At 59.0% G+C, this 19,144-nt stretch carries 18 protein-coding genes and 1 pseudogene; 13 read left to right on the plus strand and 6 right to left on the minus strand.

The genetic code is table 11. The features are described from left to right. The first annotated feature begins 1 nt into the window (after position 1). The 5 genes and pseudogenes from GO488_RS19045 to GO488_RS20160 form a co-directional block, all read left to right on the plus strand. Entirely contained in the window at positions 2-2,203 is a 2,202-nt protein-coding gene (locus tag GO488_RS19045) for an acetate--CoA ligase family protein (protein ID WP_162319425.1), read from the plus strand. Further along, positions 2,196-2,993, plus strand: coding sequence for an enoyl-CoA hydratase/isomerase family protein (locus GO488_RS19050; protein ID WP_162319426.1), 798 nt, complete (start codon positions 2,196-2,198; stop codon positions 2,991-2,993). The genes GO488_RS19045 and GO488_RS19050 overlap by 8 nt, the downstream gene beginning before the upstream one ends. A 1-nt stretch (position 2,994) precedes the next feature. Then, complete coding sequence (locus GO488_RS19055) at positions 2,995-3,783, plus strand: carbon-nitrogen hydrolase family protein (protein WP_162319427.1); 789 nt, start codon at positions 2,995-2,997, stop codon at positions 3,781-3,783. A 95-nt stretch (positions 3,784-3,878) separates the two neighbouring features. Beyond that, positions 3,879-4,376: an Lrp/AsnC family transcriptional regulator gene (locus GO488_RS19060; RefSeq protein WP_162319428.1), complete on the plus strand. Its 498-nt coding sequence runs from the start codon at positions 3,879-3,881 to the stop codon at positions 4,374-4,376. Between the two features lie 190 nt (positions 4,377-4,566). Further along, a pseudogene (locus tag GO488_RS20160) lies at positions 4,567-4,791 on the plus strand (DUF6610 family protein); the annotation flags it as partial. Here the strand turns inward: GO488_RS20160 and GO488_RS19065 are convergent. Continuing rightward, positions 4,744-4,893: a hypothetical protein gene (locus GO488_RS19065; protein ID WP_162319429.1), complete on the minus strand. Its 150-nt coding sequence runs from the start codon at positions 4,891-4,893 to the stop codon at positions 4,744-4,746. The pseudogene GO488_RS20160 and the gene GO488_RS19065 overlap by 48 nt on opposite strands. 240 nt (positions 4,894-5,133) lie before the next feature. Between GO488_RS19065 and GO488_RS19070 the strand changes: the two genes are divergently transcribed. Both GO488_RS19070 and GO488_RS19075 read left to right on the plus strand, forming a co-directional pair. Then, positions 5,134-5,640, plus strand: coding sequence for an Lrp/AsnC family transcriptional regulator (locus GO488_RS19070; RefSeq protein WP_162319430.1), 507 nt, complete (start codon positions 5,134-5,136; stop codon positions 5,638-5,640). Positions 5,641-5,743: 103 nt separating this feature from the next. Further along, positions 5,744-6,235: an Lrp/AsnC family transcriptional regulator gene (locus GO488_RS19075; RefSeq protein ID WP_162319431.1), complete on the plus strand. Its 492-nt coding sequence runs from the start codon at positions 5,744-5,746 to the stop codon at positions 6,233-6,235. A 37-nt stretch (positions 6,236-6,272) separates the two neighbouring features. Here the strand turns inward: GO488_RS19075 and GO488_RS19080 are convergent, their stop codons facing one another. The 5 genes from GO488_RS19080 to GO488_RS19100 all read right to left on the minus strand — a co-directional run bounded on the left by GO488_RS19080 (position 6,273) and on the right by GO488_RS19100 (position 13,239). After that, positions 6,273-6,917 carry a type 1 glutamine amidotransferase gene (locus tag GO488_RS19080; protein WP_162319432.1) on the minus strand — a complete coding sequence of 215 codons (645 nt, stop codon included), beginning with the start codon at positions 6,915-6,917 and terminating at the stop codon, positions 6,273-6,275. Positions 6,918-7,331: 414 nt separating this feature from the next. After that, positions 7,332-9,656, minus strand: coding sequence for an aminotransferase class III-fold pyridoxal phosphate-dependent enzyme (locus GO488_RS19085; RefSeq protein ID WP_162319433.1), 2,325 nt, complete (start codon positions 9,654-9,656; stop codon positions 7,332-7,334). Positions 9,657-9,730: 74 nt separating this feature from the next. Next, positions 9,731-11,038 (minus strand): glutamine synthetase family protein, encoded by a 1,308-nt coding sequence (locus GO488_RS19090; RefSeq protein ID WP_162319434.1) that lies wholly within the window; start codon positions 11,036-11,038, stop codon positions 9,731-9,733. A 561-nt stretch (positions 11,039-11,599) separates the two neighbouring features. Further along, entirely contained in the window at positions 11,600-12,421 is an 822-nt protein-coding gene (locus tag GO488_RS19095; protein ID WP_162319435.1) for an ABC transporter permease, read from the minus strand. Beyond that, the gene (locus tag GO488_RS19100) at positions 12,421-13,239 is read right to left on the minus strand and encodes an ABC transporter permease (RefSeq protein WP_162319436.1); all 819 of its coding nucleotides are present in this window, start codon (positions 13,237-13,239) and stop codon (positions 12,421-12,423) included. Before GO488_RS19100 ends, GO488_RS19095 begins: the two co-directional genes overlap by 1 nt. A 329-nt stretch (positions 13,240-13,568) precedes the next feature. Here GO488_RS19100 and GO488_RS19105 point away from each other — a divergent pair, with 329 nt between their 5' ends. From GO488_RS19105 to GO488_RS19130, 6 genes are all read left to right on the plus strand, one after another. After that, on the plus strand, positions 13,569-14,762 hold the full coding sequence (locus GO488_RS19105) for an ABC transporter substrate-binding protein (protein WP_162319437.1): 1,194 nt from the start codon (positions 13,569-13,571) through the stop codon (positions 14,760-14,762). Positions 14,763-14,791: 29 nt separating this feature from the next. Continuing rightward, on the plus strand, positions 14,792-15,886 hold the full coding sequence (locus GO488_RS19110; RefSeq protein ID WP_162319438.1) for an ABC transporter ATP-binding protein: 1,095 nt from the start codon (positions 14,792-14,794) through the stop codon (positions 15,884-15,886). Positions 15,887-15,917: 31 nt separating this feature from the next. Then, positions 15,918-17,243 carry an aspartate aminotransferase family protein gene (locus GO488_RS19115; RefSeq protein WP_162319439.1) on the plus strand — a complete coding sequence of 442 codons (1,326 nt, stop codon included), beginning with the start codon at positions 15,918-15,920 and terminating at the stop codon, positions 17,241-17,243. A gap of 2 nt (positions 17,244-17,245) precedes the next feature. Beyond that, positions 17,246-18,256 (plus strand): agmatinase family protein, encoded by a 1,011-nt coding sequence (locus GO488_RS19120; protein ID WP_162319440.1) that lies wholly within the window; start codon positions 17,246-17,248, stop codon positions 18,254-18,256. Positions 18,257-18,466: 210 nt separating this feature from the next. Beyond that, complete coding sequence (locus GO488_RS19125; protein WP_162319441.1) at positions 18,467-18,760, plus strand: MarR family winged helix-turn-helix transcriptional regulator; 294 nt, start codon at positions 18,467-18,469, stop codon at positions 18,758-18,760. Next, positions 18,753-19,144 (plus strand): beta/alpha barrel domain-containing protein (locus GO488_RS19130; protein WP_479682647.1); only part of this gene is annotated, 392 nt, incomplete at its 3' end. The genes GO488_RS19125 and GO488_RS19130, both read left to right, overlap by 8 nt.

Below are 19,144 nucleotides of genomic sequence, written 5' to 3' on the forward strand. Positions count from 1 at the left end.
GATGGCGGGTGCACCCACCGACATCGAGCGGATCATGGCTCCCGACGCTGTCGCCGTGGTCGGGGCCTCCACGGACGAGACCAAGCGCGGCCATCAGGCTATCGTAACCCTCCAGGAGGGTGGCTACGAGGGGGACATCTACCCGGTCAACCCGAACGCCGAGGAGATCCGCGGGCTCGACGTCTACCCCGCTGTCTCGGCCATCCCCGGCCGCGTCGACCTCGCGCTTATCGTCACGCCTGCACATATCGTCCCCAGCGTGCTCGAGGACTGTGCGGAGACTGACCTCGCCGGCGCCGTCGTTATCGCTGTCGGATTCAGCGAGGCGGGCGAAAACGGCGAACAACTCGAGGCGGAGATCGTCTCGCTCGCCCGCGAACACGGGATTCGCCTCATCGGGCCCAACACGTCCGGCATGATCAACGTCCACCGAGGTCTGAACCTCGTCGGCGCCGATACCGTGCCGGAGGGGAGCCTCGCACTGCTCTGTCAGAGCGGCAACATGGCTATCTCGCTGTTCACCGAGGCCGCCACGCGCGAAGGCGTCGGCTTCAGCCACTACGTCGGCGTCGGTAACGAGGCCGACCTGCAGTTTCATGAGTATTTGCCGTTCCTCGACGCCGACCCCGAGACCGACGCCATCGTCTGCTACGTGGAGGGGATGAGCGACGGCAGGGCCTTCCTCCAGGCGGCCCGAGACATCGTTCCGGAGACGCCTATCGTCGTCCTCAAGAGTGGCCGCTCGGACGTCGGCAAACGCTCTGCCTCCTCGCACACGGGTTCGCTGGCGGGTGATGCGGCTGTAACTGATGCCGTCCTTGAACAGGCCGGTGTCGTGAGCGTCGAGCGCTCCGATGAACTGCTGTCGGTCGCGAACGCACTTTCGTCGCTGCCTCGTGCCGATAGCCCGAACGTGGGCATCCTCGCCGACGGCGGGGGACATGCGACGCTCGCGGCCGACGCATGCAGCGAACGCGGACTCTCAATCCCCCGATTGACCGACCAGACCCAAGAACGGCTTCAAGCGGTCCTCCCGGATGCGGCCAGTGTCGTCAATCCAGTCGACGTCGCGGGGGGAACCGACAACGACCAGTCCGTGTTCGTCGATTGTGCGGCAGCTATCATCGCTGACCCGAACGTGGATGCACTCATGTTGACGGGTCTGTTCGGCGGCTATGGCGTCCGCTTTGCCGAACAGTACACCGACGTCGAAATCGAGGCCGCTCGGGAACTGGCATCGCTTGCGGCCGACCACGACACACCGCTGGTCGTCCAGAGTGCCTACGAGGGATTCGATACTGAACCGCACGCTGTGCTTCGCGAGCAGGGCATCCCGGTTGTCGAATCACTGGATGTGGCGACCGCGAGTTTGTCGGCACTGGCCACCTATGGCGACCGGGTCGCGGTCGCCGACCAGAGCAGTGACTTCCAGCTGCCTGCAGCCACCACCGACGATACGCTCGCCGACACCATCGGCAACGGTCGCACCCAGCTCTCGGAGTTCGAGGCCAAACGAGCCCTCGCCGATGACGGATTCCCTGTCACACCATTTGACCTCGCGACCAGTGCCGATGAGGCGGCGGCGCTAGCGGCCGATATCGACGGTCCCGTCGCGATGAAAGTGGTGTCGCCCGACATCGTCCACAAGTCCGACGCGGGCGGGGTCGCTCTCAACGTGGGATTGGACGCAGCTGCGGCGACCTATGAGGACCTGTGCTCGGCAGCCGCCGAATACGACCCCGACGCGAGTCTCGACGGGGTCCTGATTTCACCGATGCGGGACGCGGGTGTCGAGCTCATCATCGGCGTCGTCGACGACGACCAGTTTGGCCCGGTCGTGATGTGTGGCCTCGGCGGCGTGTTCGTGGAGGTTCTCGAAGACATCGCCTTCCGTGCCCTCCCGCTGACCGAGGCCGACGCTCGGGCGATGCTCGATGATATCGAGGCCCAGGAGCTATTAGACGGGGCTCGCGGGAACCCACCCGTCGACCGCGATGCGGTCGTTGACCTGCTAGTCGCGGTCTCGACGTTCGTGCAGGCCAACCCGTCGGTGACCGAACTCGACTTGAATCCGGTGTTCGCCGACGCAGATGGCGTCGAAATCGTCGATGCGGCCATCACACTTGACGAACAGCCCCAACAACATACAAAGAACGAGGACACAGAATCCGCAGCGCCATCACAAGGAGAGACCGATGATTGAACTCGATGCCCCGCTGACGGTCGAACAGGTCACAGATCACATCGCGACAGTCACGTACGACCGGCCCGAAGCGATGAATGCATACAACGAATCGTTACTTCGGGGGACAGTCGAGGCATTCGAGCGCCTCGACGACCGCGAAGCGGTGCGTGCAATCGTACTCACGGGTGCCGGCGACGCCTTCTGTGCCGGTGTCGATTTGGATGATATGCCCCTGACGCCGGAAATGGACTTCGCCGAGTACGAGGCGGGACTGGGCCTCTTCCAGGCTGTCGTGCGGACGCTGCGCAGTATCGACACCCCTGTCATCGCAGCGGTGAACGGCTATGCACTCGGCGCCGGCTGTGATACCGCTCTGGCATGTGACTTCCGACTTACCAGCGACGAGGGTGTTATCGGTGAGACGTTCATCGATGTCGGGTTCGTCCCTGGCGACGGCGGGGCCTATCTCCTGCCGCGGCTCATCGGCGAGGCCCGAGCAAAGGAACTCATCTTCACCGGCCGGAAGCTCGTCGGCGAGGAGATCGTCGAGTGGGACCTCGCCCTCGAGCAGGTGCCGGCCGATGACCTCCTCGATGCCGCCATCGAATTCGCCGAGCAGCTGGCCGGTCGCCCACCGATTGCCCTTGGCCAGAGCAAGCAGTTGGTCAACGAGAGCTTCGATGTCGACCTCGAACAGGCGCTGAGCGACGCGACGCGTGCCCAGCGGATCTGCTCGCAGACACACGACCACGCGGAGGCCGTCGAAGCGTTCGCCGAAGACCGCGACCCCGAGTTTGAGGGCCGGTAGGATGGACCGAACCACCGTCAGCGTTGTTCAGTTCGAGAGCAGTCTCGGCCCGGCCGATGATGGGACCCGCGAACGGATGGCCGACGCCATCTCGGCCGCCAATGCGGACTTGGTCGTGTTCCCCGAACTCGCGACGACTGGCTACCATATCTTCGATGATCTCCCGGATGTGGCTGAGCCCGTCCCCGGGCCGACGACCGAGCGACTGGGCGAGGCAGCTGCGGCGGCCGATACGGCGGTTCTGTTCGGGATGCCCGTTCGCGAGGACTCGCAGGTGTACAATAGTGCGGTCTGGCTCGACGCGGACGGCGCGGTGCATACCCGCTACGACAAGCGCCACTGCTGGGGGACTGAACAGGCCAGCTTCGCGACCGGCGACGAGTACGTTGTCGTCGACGCCCCGTTCGGGCGGGTCGGCATTCAGATCTGTTACGATCTGAACTTCCCGGCTTCGAGCGCAGCGCTCGCGCGCGCTGGCTGTGATATTCTCGTCAATATCTCGGCTTGGACCGCCCGCTTAGAACGGGACTGGCAGACGCTGCTTCCAGCACGAGCAGTTGAGCAGGGAGCCTACGTCGTTGGCTGCAACCAAGCCGGAACGGAGGCTGGGCGGACGTTCTGTGGTCGAAGCGCCGTCTTCGAACCGGACGGGACCCGTATCGCTGAACTGGGCGATAGCCCCGGCCAGCTGTCTGTCCCGCTCGAGCCAGAGATAGTGGCTGCCGAACGCCGTCGCAATCCCATGCGCGAGGACCGTCCGGCGACTGACGCCGACGCGAGCGAGTGGTAGCTGTCGCCGAGATGAATTGTAATTGGTCCAGAAAACCGGCGGGCGAATTGGAATGATACCAATCTATTAATCCCATGGCAGCCATAGATAACTCGATGACGCAGGTCACGCTCGACGAAGTCGACTTCCAGATACTGCAGCGTTTAGACGAGAACGGTGACATTGATGTCGACGAGCTGAGTGACGAACTCGATGTCAGCACCTCAACCATCTACTATCGGATGGAGAAGTACCGGGAGAAAGGCATCGTGCAGGGAAAGATCGCCAAGCTTGATCCCCAGAGGCTCGGCCTTGGGATGACAGCGATTACCGAGATCAACGCGGACTATGACGGCCCAGGCTATGAGGAGGTCGCAGAGAAAATCACCAATCTCTCGGGCGTCCAGCGCGTCTTCTTCATGCTTGGAGAGATGTCGTTCTATGTGCTCTCCCGTGTGCGGGACCACGAGCACCTCCAGACGCTCATGGAGGACATCATTCAGACTGAGGGTGTCGAGAACTCGACGACCAACATCGTCCTCCGATCGTTCAAAGATGAGGACCGTCTGTTGGTGAACTATGACGAGGAGGACTTGGAAGCCCTGTACAGCTGACGACGACCGGGAGCGTAATCTGATTAGTTGGAGTCGGACATCGTCAGTCGGCACTTCGGCTTGGACCCGGACAACTCGGCGTTCTATCTGGCGGCGTGGGACGAGGACGCGCCAGGCAGCTGGGGGAGCCTCTCAGAGCGTCCGTGTTCAAATGTCTACAGACGCACGCCACTCTTAGTCAGCGGCAGCTATCGACGACGCGAAGCAAGCCGAGTATGTCGGATTCCTGCATCGGGAACCCTTTGTCATTGACGCCTACGCGCTGGGATTCGCAGTCGCTGTTCGCGAGGACTATTCCTATCAATCCTCACTGCGGAACGCTGACGTCCCGGTCGAGATTCTGGACAACGACTTTCGGAATCCCGACCTAGACCGCTACATTGAGCACTTCGAGCGGTATGAACCAGCTGTGGGCTTCGATTGCGTGCTCGTGAACTCCGCCGAAGGGACGGCGATGTGTGACGAGCGGCTCTTTATCGAAATCCACAGAATCGGCCCCGACGATATCCTGGCTCATTCGGACGAGCCAGCGATCCGTGATGAGGAGACCGTTATCTACAACCTCCGGGATGGATGCTTGGATTCGGGTACTTTCCCGAGATCGCCTTTGACATCGACGAGTACGCCGCCAGAATTCGCTGAGGCAGAAAAACAGAAGGAGGTATACTCTCCTCAATATTTGTTTTGGAGTCGATAGAATGTAAATCAGGTCGGAAGATATTCAATAGCGGGGTGCAAATTAGATAGTACGTCAACGATGGACGAAAAGGACATTCAAGTTCTCGCCGCAATCGCCAAATTGGGAACTGGCAGTCCCGAGAAACTCTCAGAGGAGACCGACATCCCGAAATCGACGGTCCACTATCGGTTGGACAACCTCCGCGAGGAGGGAGTCATCACGAACGACCTTTTCGACGTCGACCTGACGAAAGTTGGGTTGAACATTACCGTCATCACCGAGGTGATGGCCGAATACAGCAAAGGGTACCACGACAAGGTAGGCGAGAAGCTCGGCGAAGTCGAGGGCGTCAATCAGGTGTACTTCACGATGGGCGATACCGACTTCGTCGTCATCTCTCATCTCTCGAATCGCGGGATGGTCGAGAATCTCATCCAACAATTCGAAGCCATCGACGAGATTGCTCGAACGAGTTCGAAGTTCGTTATCAAAACCATCAAAGACGAAAACCGACCACTGAACGACTTTGAGATGGAGACGCTGGTCGAGACGCTCGGTATCGACCAGGAGAAAGTGACGCAGTAGACCGCGTTTCGGCATCGGACGGGTTTCGATGCTGGTGATACGATATACCGGCAATATGCTATAATTTCGGATACTGTTTAATCGCTCGGCACTATATTGAACCATGGACAAGAAGGATCTGCAAATACTATCAGCTATCTCGGAGCTGGGTACCGGAAGTCCGGAACGAATACAGGAAAAAACGGACATTCCTAAATCGACCGTCCACTATCGAATCACGAAACTCCAAGAGGCGGGGGTAATCGAGGACGATTTATACTCTATCGACCTCTCGAGTATTGGTCTGGAGATAACCCTCATTTCCGAAGTCTCTGCGGAGTACGAGGAAGGATATCACACCGAGGTGGGTGACGAATTGAGTCAGATCGAAGGCGTGAACAAGGTGTACTTCATGATGGGCGACACCGACTTCGTCGTGATCTCGAAGCTCGCGGATAGGAACATGGTCGAAGAACTCATCGCAGACTTCGAGGAGATCGACGGTGTGAACCGAACGAACTCACAGTTCGTTATCACGACGGTCAAGGACACGACGAACCCCATCGCGGCGTACTCCAGCGAGGCGTTGACAAGTATGGTCTCCGAGACGGAGTGAAGGGCGGTTCGACCTCCGGCTTATGCTCGTTATCGACTCACTCGCCGGTTCGGTTCTCGCTACACGCGTTGGCGAAGTTGTCTAAGACTTCCGTCGCGTTCGAGTCGTCGAAGGTGTACCGCCCCGAGTTCCAGTCGCTGGGCCGGTCGCTGACTCGCGCCGTGAACTCCGGGTGGAACTGCACGGTCCAGAGTGGAGCTGACTCGTGTCGGCTACAGAAGAACTTGTTGTACGCCGTCTTTGCCGTCGCTTCCATGCCGTCTCCCAGTTCGGTCACGAGGTCGGCATGGAGGACCGGAACGATTGGTTCGAGTCCGTCGAGGATTGTGTCGGACCCTAGTCGCTCCATCTCGACGAACGTCGCCCGTCGCTCGTCTTCCTCGACCGTCCCACCGAGCGCGGCGTTCACCTGCTGGTGGCCGAAACAGATACCCAATAACGGCACTTGCGCTTCGATACATTGCTCGATGAGTGCGTATTGCGGTTCGAGCCACGACGCCTGGTCGTCGTCGTAGACGCTCGCGGTGCTCCCGCTCAGGACGACGCCGTCGTACCCCGTCGGGTCGGGAACCTTGGTCCTACCAGCACCGACAACGTACTCACTCTTCGGAAGAAGTCGGTCGATTTCTGGACCGAGATATCGATAGTCCGGCTGTACCTCGTTGTCGAGGACGAGAATCATCGTAGGGACGATACTGTATGAAACACAATAAAACTACCTAATATTGTATCTAATCCATATCCGTATTTCTATATCGAATCCTGTTGGAGATATTTGTCATATATAAAATTAGATCAGGCCCGAATGGCGTCTAGGTTACGTACGAGCGATTGCTGCGCGTCGCGCGCCAATGGTTGTCTACACGAGTCCTTCTAAGTATGCCCTCCTCTGGATTGGTGACAGACGGCGACTCTGAATCGCGACTGTCTCCCGGTCAGTTGTTCCGTCACCGGTTCGGAGGATGTTATTCTCGTCGTCTTACTCGGTCGGCGACCCATCAGTCGCAGGGTGAGCACTTCGTTATCGGGTCGAAAATTCGACCACCGTGTGCTGAGAGTGGCCGCCTGTCTGGATACGTCGGTCGAAATTCAACCTCTACTGTTCTGAGAGGACTTCGTTTAACCTTTCGAGGAGGTGATCTACGTGTCCTTTTTCGAATATTAGCGGCGGGCGGATTTTCAGTACGTTATCGTTTTTGCCGGACGATCCGATAAGAACTTGCCGCTGACGTAATCCATTGACTACTGCCGTTGTCTGACGCGGTGCTGGCTCCCAAGAGTCTTGATCTTTGACGATTTCAATGCCAATCATCAGTCCTCGTTGTCGGACTTCACCGATGAGTTCGTAATCGGCAGCTAATTCTTCGAGACTCTCTTTCAAATACTCGCCGACGGCACTGACGTGTGTTAATAGGTCTCTCTGTTGGATTTGATCTAATACTGCCAACGCGGCTGCACACGACACGGGATTCCCGCCGAACGTGCTGAAAAACCCCATCTGATCGTACAGAGTTGACGCGATGTCTGACTGCGTCACGACAGCCGCGACAGGATGTCCGTTACCCATCGGCTTACCGATCGTAACGATATCGGGAACGATATCTGTGCTCTGGAAGCCCCACAAGTCCGAGCCGCATCGACCATGCCCAGTCTGTACCTCGTCCGCGATAACGAGCCCTCCTGCTTCACGAACACGGTCGGTCATTTTCCCCAATTGGATTTTATCGGGTGGGTAGATGCCATCACTAGTGAAAAGCGAGTCAAACATGAACGCCGCAGTTCCCAGACCCTGCCTTTCGAGACTATCCAGTGACTCAGTCATGTCTTTGACTGGTTCACTGTTCGAATTGCTGCGGTGGAATCTTTCATCTACTGGAGGTTCGATTGTCTCGACGTGCTCGGGAGAGAAACTCTCGGGCCATATCGTGGATGATTGCTCCGCTACTGCATCGGTAATACCATGATACGCGTTCTCCGAAACGATCGCGCCGTTGTTTCCGGTAGCAGCCTTGGCCAATCGCCAAGCTACGTCGGTTGCTTCGCTTCCAGAGTTGACGAATAGGACTCTATCCAGTTTATCCGGCATCGTCGCCAAGAGACGCTCGGCTAGTCTAACTGGGGCTTCGTGCAGATATCGGGTATGAGTGGTCAGTTTGCGTGCCTGTCCGCCGATAGCATCTGCGACCGCGGAGTTTGTGTGACCGACGACCTGTACGTTGTTGTATGCATCAAGGTAGCGCTGACCGTCGGAATCAAACAGCCATACGCTCTCTCCGCCTACAACGTGGACGGGGTCCTCATAGAAGAGTGGTGATTCCCCAAGCACGGTACTGCGTCGGGAGCACAGCCTCGACTGTTCCATCTGCGGGTACGGAACGTTGCTCGAGAGTGACGCGGTCCGCAAGCACCGCCCCACGTTGTCTAGTCCGTCTTCCTCCAGCGATTGCAACAGCGCCCAGCCGCCGTCAACACCGGCGGCACTGTGGTCGTCGATCTTTTCCGGATGTTCCTCAATTCGCCACGCGACCGTGACGCCCCAAGCTAGGAGTCGTGACGCAACGAGATCCACCAGTAAGTTACGTTCCTCGTCCTCGAGTGGTGTAATGCTGACGTAGCCTCGAATCACCGCTTGAGCGGCCTCGATCGGGTTCTCATGGCGGTACATTACACTCGCGACAGCCATGACGAGATCGCTCACGAGAGCCGTATGAGTTAGATCCCCGAAATCTACGATGCCAGTGACCCGATTCTGCTCGTCCATCAAAACGTTGTCGAGTGTGAGGTCGTTATGGATTACCTGCATCCGGAGCGACTCAAAATCCGGTGCAACTCGGTTTTCGAACCGATTGAGGATACGTTCGGCAAGGGCGCGTCGCTCCGGGTCGGTAACGCTGTCCAATAGTGGTCGAAGTTCAGAGGTGTGGCGCAGGTCCCAAACTATGTCATAATCTGCATTTGGATGGAAGAAGCTACGAAGCGCTTTTCCGAGTCTCGCCACCACCGATCCGTAGTCGTAGAGGACCTCGTCATCAAGTTCACTTCCCGATACCGGATGCCCTGAGACATGCGTAAACATTCGCACATAGTATGTCTCGCCGACATCGATAGACGTCCAGAAAGAACCATCGAGCGTCGGAACTGGCTCCATTATCGGGAGGTCGGGGTCGATTCGATTCACATGGTGTAAGGCCTCCGTTTGTAAATCGAGTGACCCAACGTCGTCGGCTGGACTAGATATCTTCAGTACGTAGGCCTCATCCTCGTCAACATCGACCCGGAAGTTCTGGTCTCGCTCCCCGCCTATTTCCGTTGCCGATCCTTGTTTACCGAATTCGTGTTCGGCGATCCATGCCGCTTGCTGTTCGTCTATCGTCGGGGGCTGTACAGTCAACGGTTTCAACAACTGGGGTGTCTCTATCATTGGTCATCTACGATTGATTTATATGCTTGATATATTTCGTAATATGTCTGTGAACGCTCACGGTTGGAACAGTACTAGACAGTCTTCACGTATTGGTCGCGTTCCCAGTCTGTAACGTGATCCCGAAACGCCTGCAGCTCGCGTCGCTTCGATACCGTAAACATTTGCACGAAGTCCTCGCCGAGGAAGTCGACAAGTACGTCGTCCGTCTCGAGCGCGCGCAAGGAGAGTTCAGGCGAGTGCGGGAGTTCAGGTCGGTCTCCGGTCGGGTCCCCTTCACTCGGTGATGGCGGCTCCAGTTCGCGTTGGAGCCCGTCGAGACCCGCGGCAATTATCCCAGCGATGACGAGGTATGGGTTAGCATCGGCACTGGGAATTCGTGTTTCCATACGAACCTCTCCTGACGGGACGCGGACTGCAGTCATCCGGTTGTCATACCCCCACGAGGCGGTATAGGGGACGAACGAGCTCGGCTCGAATCGTTTGAATCCGTTGATACTAGGCGTTCCAAGTGCGGTCAATGCGTCGGCGTGTTCCATCAACCCGCCGACGAAATACCGGCCCTCTTCAGTAAGTGAGCGTGCCGTATCGCCCTTGAAGGCGTTTTCACCGTCGTTGAACGCACTCACGTGAAGATGATAGCCGCTACCCGAGCGATCAGCGAAGGGCTTTGCCATGAACGTCGGCCACTGATCAAAGCTCCGACCAACCTGTTTGACGAGTCGCTTGAAATCGAAGGTCGTATCCGCCTGTTCGAGTGGTCGGCCATAGTCGAACAGCACTTCGAGCTGGCCAGGACCGTGTTCGTGGTGGAGCGTGGTGAGGTCAACTCCGTAGTCGCCAGCCCACTCGACGAGTCGGTCGTAGAAGGGGGCTACCTCTTCGGTCGCCCACGACACACACTCGTGATCGCCGCCAGTTGCAGGGACGTACTCGTCTTCGGGACCTTCCTCCAGAAGGTAGAATTCGAGTTCGCTCCCGACGTAGAACTCTAACTCGGAGTCGTTGAGCGCGAGTACCGACTCCAAGACCGCCCGCGGTGAGCACGATAGCCGCTTGCCCTCGTGGAACACGGTACACAGGACTCGGACAGCGTTTTTTCGCCAGGGAAGTCGAGTCGTCGTCTCTGGAATCGGGTGAACGACCCCATCGCCGTGTCCGATCTCTGCGCCAAGTCCCGACCCCTCCGGAACGTGATTGTTCGGAGTCTGGGCCAACATCACGAGGTTCATCGCAAATCCGTCCTCCCACTTCTCAAGGAATGTGTCTGCTGTGAGTTGTTTTGACCGGGATATCCCGTTGACGTCGGCCATCTCGATGAAGACGTGCTCAATCGCGGGATCCTGGATTGTCTCGATCATCCGATCAGTCGCGTTACTCATTGAACTTCCTCCTTGGAAAGCAGAGGCACATTAATCGTCAGACGGAGCGTCGGACTATAATAGTGTGTATATCGGATATATTGTCTTACATTCTACTCCAAGCTTAGAAATTGGCTAAGATACAATATATTACTATATTATAAAATAGAATGGTGTGGGCCGTTTTTAACTCGGGTCGTCGTCTCACGATGCTATCCCGCTTGGGCCGATACTGACGGTGGGCCTGCGTGCTATCAATTCGACACGCCTGTGTCCGACCAGACGTATAGGGCCTGTCGTGATCCTCAGACAAATTCGAGGGGAAGTGAAGGCGGGCCTCCGTTCCGGATTGGGGTGTCTATCTCCTGCTGAAGAACTCACAGCCCTCTCCCTACCCTGTTAAGGCAACCGAAGAGCGACCGGCAACTTTTGACGGGTGAAGCCCTATTGAACGGTATTCACTGCGTCGGACATCTACCGGTGGACACCCCATGAAAGTCCGATCGTCAGCGCCGATGGAGCAACGTCGAAGCGGGCTCGAAGTGTGACCACGACTCAGCAAACGGGCGGAGGAAACGGTCGTCAGTCGAGCAGCATCTCGCTGACGACGATAAGTGAGATGCTAAGGAAGAGGACGATGGTGCTGATGGCGTTGATGACCGGGCTCGTCCCGTGTTGTATCTTCGACCAGATGAATATGGGCAGCGTGTTCTGGATCCCGCTGGTGAAGAAGGCGATGAGGAAGTCGTCGAACGACAGGGTAAAGGCGAACAGCGCACCGCTGACGATGCCCGGCATCAGTAGCGGGAGCGTCACCCGGCGATAGGTCTGCCACTTGCTCGCGCCGAGGTCGCGGGCGGCCTCTTCGAGTTCGGGGTCGAACCCCTGGAGCCGCGAACTGACGGTGATGAGGACGAACGGCGTCACGAAGACGAGCTGGCCCAGCATGACCGTCTTGAGCGACGTGCTGAAGCCGACGTACTTGAACCAGATGAGCAGGCCGACGCCGAGAATGAGCCCCGGTACGGTCATCGGCGCGATGACGAGGGCGCGGTAAGCCTTACTGAGTGTGAAGTCGTGTCGGACGAGTGCGATTGCACCGAGCGTCCCCAGCACCGTCGCGACGACGGTGACGACGCTGCCGACGTAGAGGCTGTTGAACGCCGAACTGACGAGGCGGCCGTTGTTCAGTAACTGCCCGTACCACTCCAGCGTGAAGCCGCTCCACGGTAGCGTCGAGAACGTCCCCTCTTCGAAGGAGAACGCTATCAGTACGACGATGGGGGCGTAGAGGAACAGGAAGACTCCCGCCGCCCACACTTTAATCCAGTGGCTCTCGACGACTCGCCACAGCGATTCGACCGGCGTTCCCGTATCGACTTTGTTGTCGGTTTCGAGGCTCATTAGAACAGGTCCTCCACGTTGATGTAACCGAGCATCGACCACAGCATACCGCTAACGATGAGCATCAGCACGCTACCCAGCGCCGCGCCCATCGGCCAGTCGCCGCCGATGCCGAACGCGTAGGCAATCCGCGTTCCGACGAACAGCTCGCCGCCGCCGAGCATCGCCGGCACGATGTACGCACCCATGCTGAAGATGAAGACGAACATAACCCCGCCGACGAGGCCCGGAATCGAGAGCGGTAAGATGATGCGTCGGAAGACGGCGGTCCGGGACGCGCCGAGGTCGTAGGCGGCTTCGATGAGCGACGAGTCGATACGTTCTAAGCTAGAGTACAACGGGAGAATCATGAACGGCAGCCACAGGTAGGTCAGACCGAGCCAGATAGAGAATTTCGTGTTGATGAGCCACCCGATCGGTTCGTTGATGACCCCTACGGCGATGAGCCCGCTGTTGACGACGCCCTGTGACCCGAGGATTATCTTCCAGCCGTAGATGCGGACGATGTAGTTCGTCCAGAACGGAATCATGACCAACATCGCCAGCTGGTTCTTGTACTCGCCGCCAAAGCGGGCGATGTAGTACGCGAGCGGGTACGCGACGACGGCGGCGGTGACGGTGGTGAGCGCCGCGATTACGGTCGTGTTGACGAACGCCGACCGGTTGACGTAGTCCGTGAACACGCGCACGAAGTTGTCGAACGAGTAGTTCGGGATCAGCGCTAGGTCCTGCATCTCCATCGTCGCGATCATGAACATGATGCCCAGCGGTGCGACAAACAGTAACAGTTCCAGCAGGACGATCGGCCCCGCGGTCACGATCAGACTCCGTGGTATCTGAAGCCTATTGTATACTGTCCCAATTAACCCGGAATCATCCACATTTTTCTGAGACATACTCCGCTATACTGAATACACTCCAATATAGGTTGTGGTGTTTCGATATCAATCTCGACCATTTCAGCGCCATCCACGTGCTGGAACTTAGAATAGTAGGCAACAGACCGCACCGAATTGAGTTCAGTATATGCCGTTAGATATTAGACTGAATCTCACTGCAATGGTTAGATATAAGTACCTGTCCGAGTTCAATACTACGTAGACCCACAAGCATGAGCAATGATACTCCGAACCAGGATTCCGACGCAGTGAGCGATCAGACGCGACGGCAGTTCATCACGGGCGCGGGGGCGGTCGGTGCGGTCGCTCTTGCCGGTTGTGGCGGCCAGCGTGACATGAGCGGTGGCGGCAGTAGCGGCGACGGAAGCAGCGGTGACGGCACGCAGGGTGAGACGACCGGCAGTTCCGGGGGCGGCAGCAGCACGCTCAACGTCCTGACGTGGGAAGGATATGGAGCGGAGTCGATCCTGAGTGAGTTCGAGGAGAAAAACGATGCGACGGTCAACATCAAACTGATCTCGAGCGACCCAGAGGCATTCAACATTCTGAAAAGCGGCGGGGTGGACAAATTCGACCTCATCACGCTCAACAACTCGTGGGCACAGCGACACGCGCGAGCGGGAACCATCGAGTCGCTCAATCCGGACGACTATCCGGAGATGGACGCGTTCATGGATCACTTCCAGTGGCCGCTCTCCGCGTTCGCTCTGAACGACGAGATGTACGCGCTGCCGACCCGCTGGGGGTGGGACACGATGACGGTCAATTCGGACAAGGTCCAAAAAGATCACTACTCGTCGTACGATGTTCTATGGACCGGCGGTCCGGACCAGCAGTACCAGAACAAGATCGGCATCATGGACTGGCCGACCTGGAACATCCCGAAGGTCGCGATGACGCTCGGCTACCCGCCGTTCGAGCAAAACGAAGAGCAACTCGCAGACATCAAAGAGAAGCTCATCCAGATGTTCTCGAACATGAAAGCCGTCTACAGCGGCACCAGCGCGCTCCGACAGGCGCTGTTGCAGGAGGACATCGTGATGGCACCGGTCGGGAACTTCGCCATGAGCGACCTCCGGGCGGCCGGCAACGAGTGGGTCGAGGTGACGGTTCCTGAAGAGGGTGGAATGCTATGGACGGAGGGCATGTGTATTGTCAAGAACCCCTCGAACCGGGAACTGGCGGTGAAGTACCAACGTGAAGTGATACAGAAGAAGGGACAATACACGATTTCGTGGGAACCGTCCTCGAAGAGTCCGCCGGTCAACACCGACTCCTTCGACCAGTTCGACTCGGACCAGCAAGAGGCGCTGATGTTCGACGAGAAGGGCTTCGACGCCGCGCCGAATATCATCGAGAGTACGACCCAATACGAGTTCTCACCGATAACGAGCAAGTGGACCGACCTCTGGACTGAAGCCAAAGCGCGAGCAGGGATTTAACGATGTCACTCGAAACAGTACCAGATACCATGGACGACGACCCCAAGGACGTAGAGGGGAAGGGTGCCGTACAGTTAGAGAACCTGCGGAAAGAGTACGGCGATACGGTCGCCGTCGACGGAATCGACCTCGATATCCGTCCCGGCGAGTTCCTGACGCTCTTGGGACCGTCCGGCTGTGGGAAGTCGACGACGTTGCGCATGATCAGCGGGCTCGAAACGCCGACCGACGGGGACGTATTCATCAGCGGCGACCGCGTCACGCCGCAGGCCGCGAACAAGCGAAACACCAGCATGGTGTTCCAAGAGTGGGCGCTATTTCCCCACATGACTGTCGGCGAGAACGTCTCGTTCGGACTGGAGATGGATGGCGTCTCGAAAGCCGAACGCGAGACGCGCATCGAACAGGCCTTGGAAATGGTCGAACTCCCGGGCTATCAAGACCGCCCGGCGACGGAGTTGTCCGGCGGGCAAAAACAGCGAGTGGCGATGGCACGAGCGCTCGTCCGCGAACCGGACGTGCTCCTCCTCGACGAACCGTTGGCGAGCCTCGATCGAAAGTTACGCCAACATATGCAGGTCGAGTTGAAACAGATTCAAGAGGAGCTCGGCACCACCTTCATCTACGTCACCCACGACCAAGAGGAGGCGCTGACGATGTCCGACCGAATCGCTGTCATCGACAGCGGCGAGATCGCGCAGGTCGGGACGGCGAACGACCTCTACGAGCACCCGAACACGAAGTTCGTCGCCACGTTCCTCGGTGAGACGAACATCTTCGAGGGGACGTTGCACTCGACTGCCGGCGGGTCCGTGGTCGAAACCGACGACGTCGAGATCGCCGTCGCCGAGTCGTCCGACCGGAACGGGGAGTCCGTCGCCGTCGCGGTGCGACCGGAGCGTATCGCAGTCGCCAGTCGAGAGGCCGACCTCGGCGTCGCAAACGAGTGGACCGGGACGGTCACGGAGACGATATACAAGGGGTCGTTCAACAAGTACGGCGTCGACGTCGGCGGGACGGAACTACAGATCGAACAGCAGGTCGACGGCAGCGAGAAGTTCGAAGAAGGCGAGGATGTCACCGTCGGCTTCGCCGCCGACGCCGTCGAAATCGTCCCCGAATAGCGCCGGTCGAGCACTCACAGGAGATTCATCTATGTCGAAACACCAGCCACAGGAACTGACGAACGAGCGTATCGAGGCGCAGTACGACGAGTACCTGATGCCTATCTGGAAGAGCCTGAACGTCCCGCTGCGCCGCGCGGCGGGCTGTACCGTCGAGGATTTCGATGGAACCGAGTATCTCGACGTCTTCTCCGGGATCTCGGTGACGAACGTCGGCCACCGTAACGACCGGGTCGTCGAGGCGGCGAAAGACCAACTGGACGAGTTCGTCCACGGGTGTTCGTACGTTCACCCGAATAAACCAGTCGCCGACCTCGCCGAGCGCATCGCCGAAATCACGCCCGGCGACCTACAGAAGACCTTCTTCTGTAACTCCGGAACCGAGGCCGTCGAGGGGGCCATCAAACTCGCGCGTAAGTACACCGGGAGCAAAGAGGTCGTCGCGCTCGAGATGGCGTTCCACGGACGGACGCTCGGCAGCCTTGCGCTGACTGGGAATAAGGCGTACAAGGACGGGATGACCCCGACCATCAACAATGTCACGCACGCCAGCGCGCCGTACAGCTATCGGTGCCAGTCGTGTGCGGACGAGGACGGCTGTACCGGCCAATGTGCCACTGACATCGAACAGGTCATCAACACCCACACCGCCGACGACCTCGCGGCCATCATCGTCGAACCGGTGATGGGCGAGGGCGGCATCGTCGTCCCCTCGGAAGACTGGCTCGCCCGCGTCCGTGACGTCGCCCACGACCACGGCGCGTTGCTCGTCGTCGACGAGGTCCAGACGGGCTACGGCCGAACCGGCGAGATGTGGGCCTCGGAGCACTTCGACGTCGTCCCGGACATCCTCACACAGGCGAAAGGCATCGCCAACGGGCTTCCGCTCGGAGCGCTCACCGCCTCTGCGGAGGTCGCGGACTCCTTCGGTGCCGGCGACCACCTCTCGACGTTCGGCGGGAATCCGGTGACGTGTGCGGCCAGTCTCGCCACTATCGACGCGCTTCAAGACGGGATACTCGACCACACGCGCACGGAGGGCGAGTGGCTGTCGGATCGGCTGATGGAACTCGAAGAACAGTACGACGTCGTCGGCGAGACGCGCGGTCTCGGCCTGATGCAGGGCGTCGAACTAGTCGATCCGACGACCACCGGTCCGGCTGGAATCGCGCCGGCCCCGGACTCGGAGCTGGCGAAGGCCGTCGGGACACACCTCCGGGAGTCGTCACAGATCATCATGGGCGTCGGCGGGTTCCACAAGAACGTCATGCGGTTCCAGCCGCCGCTGACGATCTCGCGCGAGCAGCTAGAACGCACTGTGGACTCACTCGAACAGGCGATTCAGGCGAACACGTAACCATGACCGACGACTCTACGGAGCGCTCCGACGCACGGGCCTTCCGAGAGGCGACGACGGGGACGAACGTCGAACTGCCCTACGCCGGCATCAAGACGTTCATGAAGGCCGATATCCGGGATATCGAGGACGTGAGCGGCGTCGACGCGGCAGTTCTGGGTGCGCCCTTCGATGGGACGGTGAGCAACCGACCCGGTGCGCGATATGGTCCGCACGGCATCCGCGTGGCGAGTTCGTGGCTGGCATACCTCTCGGGGTACAAGGGCGGCCTGACGAACATGTACTCCGGCGATCAGGTCGATTACTCGTCGCTCTCGCTGGCCGACTGCGGCGACGTCCCGGTCTTCCCGACGGATGCAACTAAGACTGCCGACAGCATTGAGGCTCACGTTGCCACGCTCGCCGAACAGACGTTCCCAGTCTTCCTCGGCGGCGACCACCATTGTACGTATCCCGCGTTCCGCGGGTTCGCACGGGGTGCAGACCTCGATTCTGTCGGACTGGTCCAGATCGACGCTCACACGGACACGACGGCCCGGAGCGACCTCTTTGGCGAGGAGTACCACGGCTCGGTAACTCACCATATCGCGAACTCCGAGTTCTCGTCGTACGAACACATCAGTCAGGTCGGCATCCGCGGCTATGAAGCGCCCGACTTCTTCGACTTCGCCGAGGACGTCGGCCTCAGCGTGTTCTCGACCGCCGACGTCCACGAACGCGGTGTCCGAGCAGTCCTTGACGACGCCATCGACGCCGCGGCGACGGAGACTGACGCTGTCTATGTCACCTTCGACATCGACTCGGTCGACCCCTCGGTCGCCCCTGGTACCGGGACGCCCGAACCCGGCGGTCTCTCGGCGCATCAGGCGCTCACCGTCATGCAGCGACTCGGCGACGTCAATGAGGTTCGGATGGTCGACCTGATGGAGGTCGCGCCCCACTACGACCCCGCGGACAACACCCAGCAACTCGCGGCCTACCTTCTCGCCGCCTTCCTTGAACGTCGGTTCTGAACGCCGACGCTCAGCCGTGGTCACGGAGGTCGACGTTTCGGATAAGTTCCTCAGACGGGCGACCGAAGCGATACCTGTCTCCACAGGTTTCCACCACCTTCTCCCAAATCGATTGCCCTCAATACTGTAATTTGCTACAAAGTTGGACAGTATTGAAACGCAAACTATTATATTGGACTGTGTCCATTTTGTTCCCAGAGGCCGTCTCGAATGTCCAAGTCAAAAGAACCGCCTACACGACGGAACACGACGCTGGCGGAGCTCCCGCCCAGCGCGAAGCTAGTGCTGAAAGTGCTAGAACACGCTGACGAGAAACTGACACAGCAGATGCTGACTGACGAGACGTATATGCCCCGTCGGACGACGCGGCACGCGCTTCGAAAGTTGGGGCAGGTCGGCTTCGTCGAGGAGGAAGTTCACTTCGGCGACGCCCGCAAGCGCCTGTATTCATTGACCGACGAGTACACCCAGCATATCGAACCGTGCGGGGTTCGAGATGTCTGAGGCGACGGACGTAGCGGAGTTGCGCCGCGGGACCGACCTCGTTAAGCACGGTTTCGCGAAGATGCAGAAGGGCGGCGTCATCATGGACGTCGTCACGCGCGAACAGGCCCGAATCGCCGAAGACGTGGGGGCCGTGGCGGTCATGTCTCTTGAAGCGGTACCCGCCGATATCCGGAAACGAGGGGGCGTCGCCCGAATGGCCGACCCCGCGGAAGTCGAGCAGATCATTGACGAGGTGTCGATCCCCGTGATGGGCAAGTCCCGCATCGGCCACACGAAGGAGGCCCAGATCCTCGAAGCCACGGGCGTCGACATGATCGACGAGAGCGAAGTGCTCACACCGGCTGACGACCGCTATCACATCGACAAGCGCGACTTCACCTC

It is taken from the genome of Haloarcula limicola (assembly GCF_010119205.1).
GTDB lineage: Archaea > Halobacteriota > Halobacteria > Halobacteriales > Haloarculaceae > Haloarcula > Haloarcula limicola.

Excerpts from the sequence above, each read along its gene's own strand:
- GO488_RS19080 (WP_162319432.1), bottom strand. The coding sequence starts at position 6,917 with ATGATTCTCGTCCTCGACAACGAGGTACAGCCGGACTATCGATATCTC.
- GO488_RS19115 (WP_162319439.1), top strand. The coding sequence starts at position 15,918 with ATGTCGAAACACCAGCCACAGGAACTGACGAACGAGCGTATCGAGGCG.
- GO488_RS19110 (WP_162319438.1), top strand. The coding sequence starts at position 14,792 with ATGGACGACGACCCCAAGGACGTAGAGGGGAAGGGTGCCGTACAGTTA.
- GO488_RS19090 (WP_162319434.1), bottom strand. The coding sequence starts at position 11,038 with ATGAGTAACGCGACTGATCGGATGATCGAGACAATCCAGGATCCCGCG.
- GO488_RS19050 (WP_162319426.1), top strand. The coding sequence starts at position 2,196 with ATGATTGAACTCGATGCCCCGCTGACGGTCGAACAGGTCACAGATCAC.
- GO488_RS19045 (WP_162319425.1), top strand. The coding sequence starts at position 2 with ATGGCGGGTGCACCCACCGACATCGAGCGGATCATGGCTCCCGACGCT.
- GO488_RS19055 (WP_162319427.1), top strand. The coding sequence starts at position 2,995 with ATGGACCGAACCACCGTCAGCGTTGTTCAGTTCGAGAGCAGTCTCGGC.
- GO488_RS19095 (WP_162319435.1), bottom strand. The coding sequence starts at position 12,421 with ATGAGCCTCGAAACCGACAACAAAGTCGATACGGGAACGCCGGTCGAA.
- GO488_RS19125 (WP_162319441.1), top strand. The coding sequence starts at position 18,467 with ATGTCCAAGTCAAAAGAACCGCCTACACGACGGAACACGACGCTGGCG.
- GO488_RS19065 (WP_162319429.1), bottom strand. The coding sequence starts at position 4,893 with ATGAGCCAGGATATCGTCGGGGCCGATTCTGTGGATTTCGATAAAGAG.
- GO488_RS19075 (WP_162319431.1), top strand. The coding sequence starts at position 5,744 with ATGGACAAGAAGGATCTGCAAATACTATCAGCTATCTCGGAGCTGGGT.
- GO488_RS19120 (WP_162319440.1), top strand. The coding sequence starts at position 17,246 with ATGACCGACGACTCTACGGAGCGCTCCGACGCACGGGCCTTCCGAGAG.
- GO488_RS19085 (WP_162319433.1), bottom strand. The coding sequence starts at position 9,656 with ATGATAGAGACACCCCAGTTGTTGAAACCGTTGACTGTACAGCCCCCG.
- GO488_RS19060 (WP_162319428.1), top strand. The coding sequence starts at position 3,879 with ATGACGCAGGTCACGCTCGACGAAGTCGACTTCCAGATACTGCAGCGT.
- GO488_RS19070 (WP_162319430.1), top strand. The coding sequence starts at position 5,134 with ATGGACGAAAAGGACATTCAAGTTCTCGCCGCAATCGCCAAATTGGGA.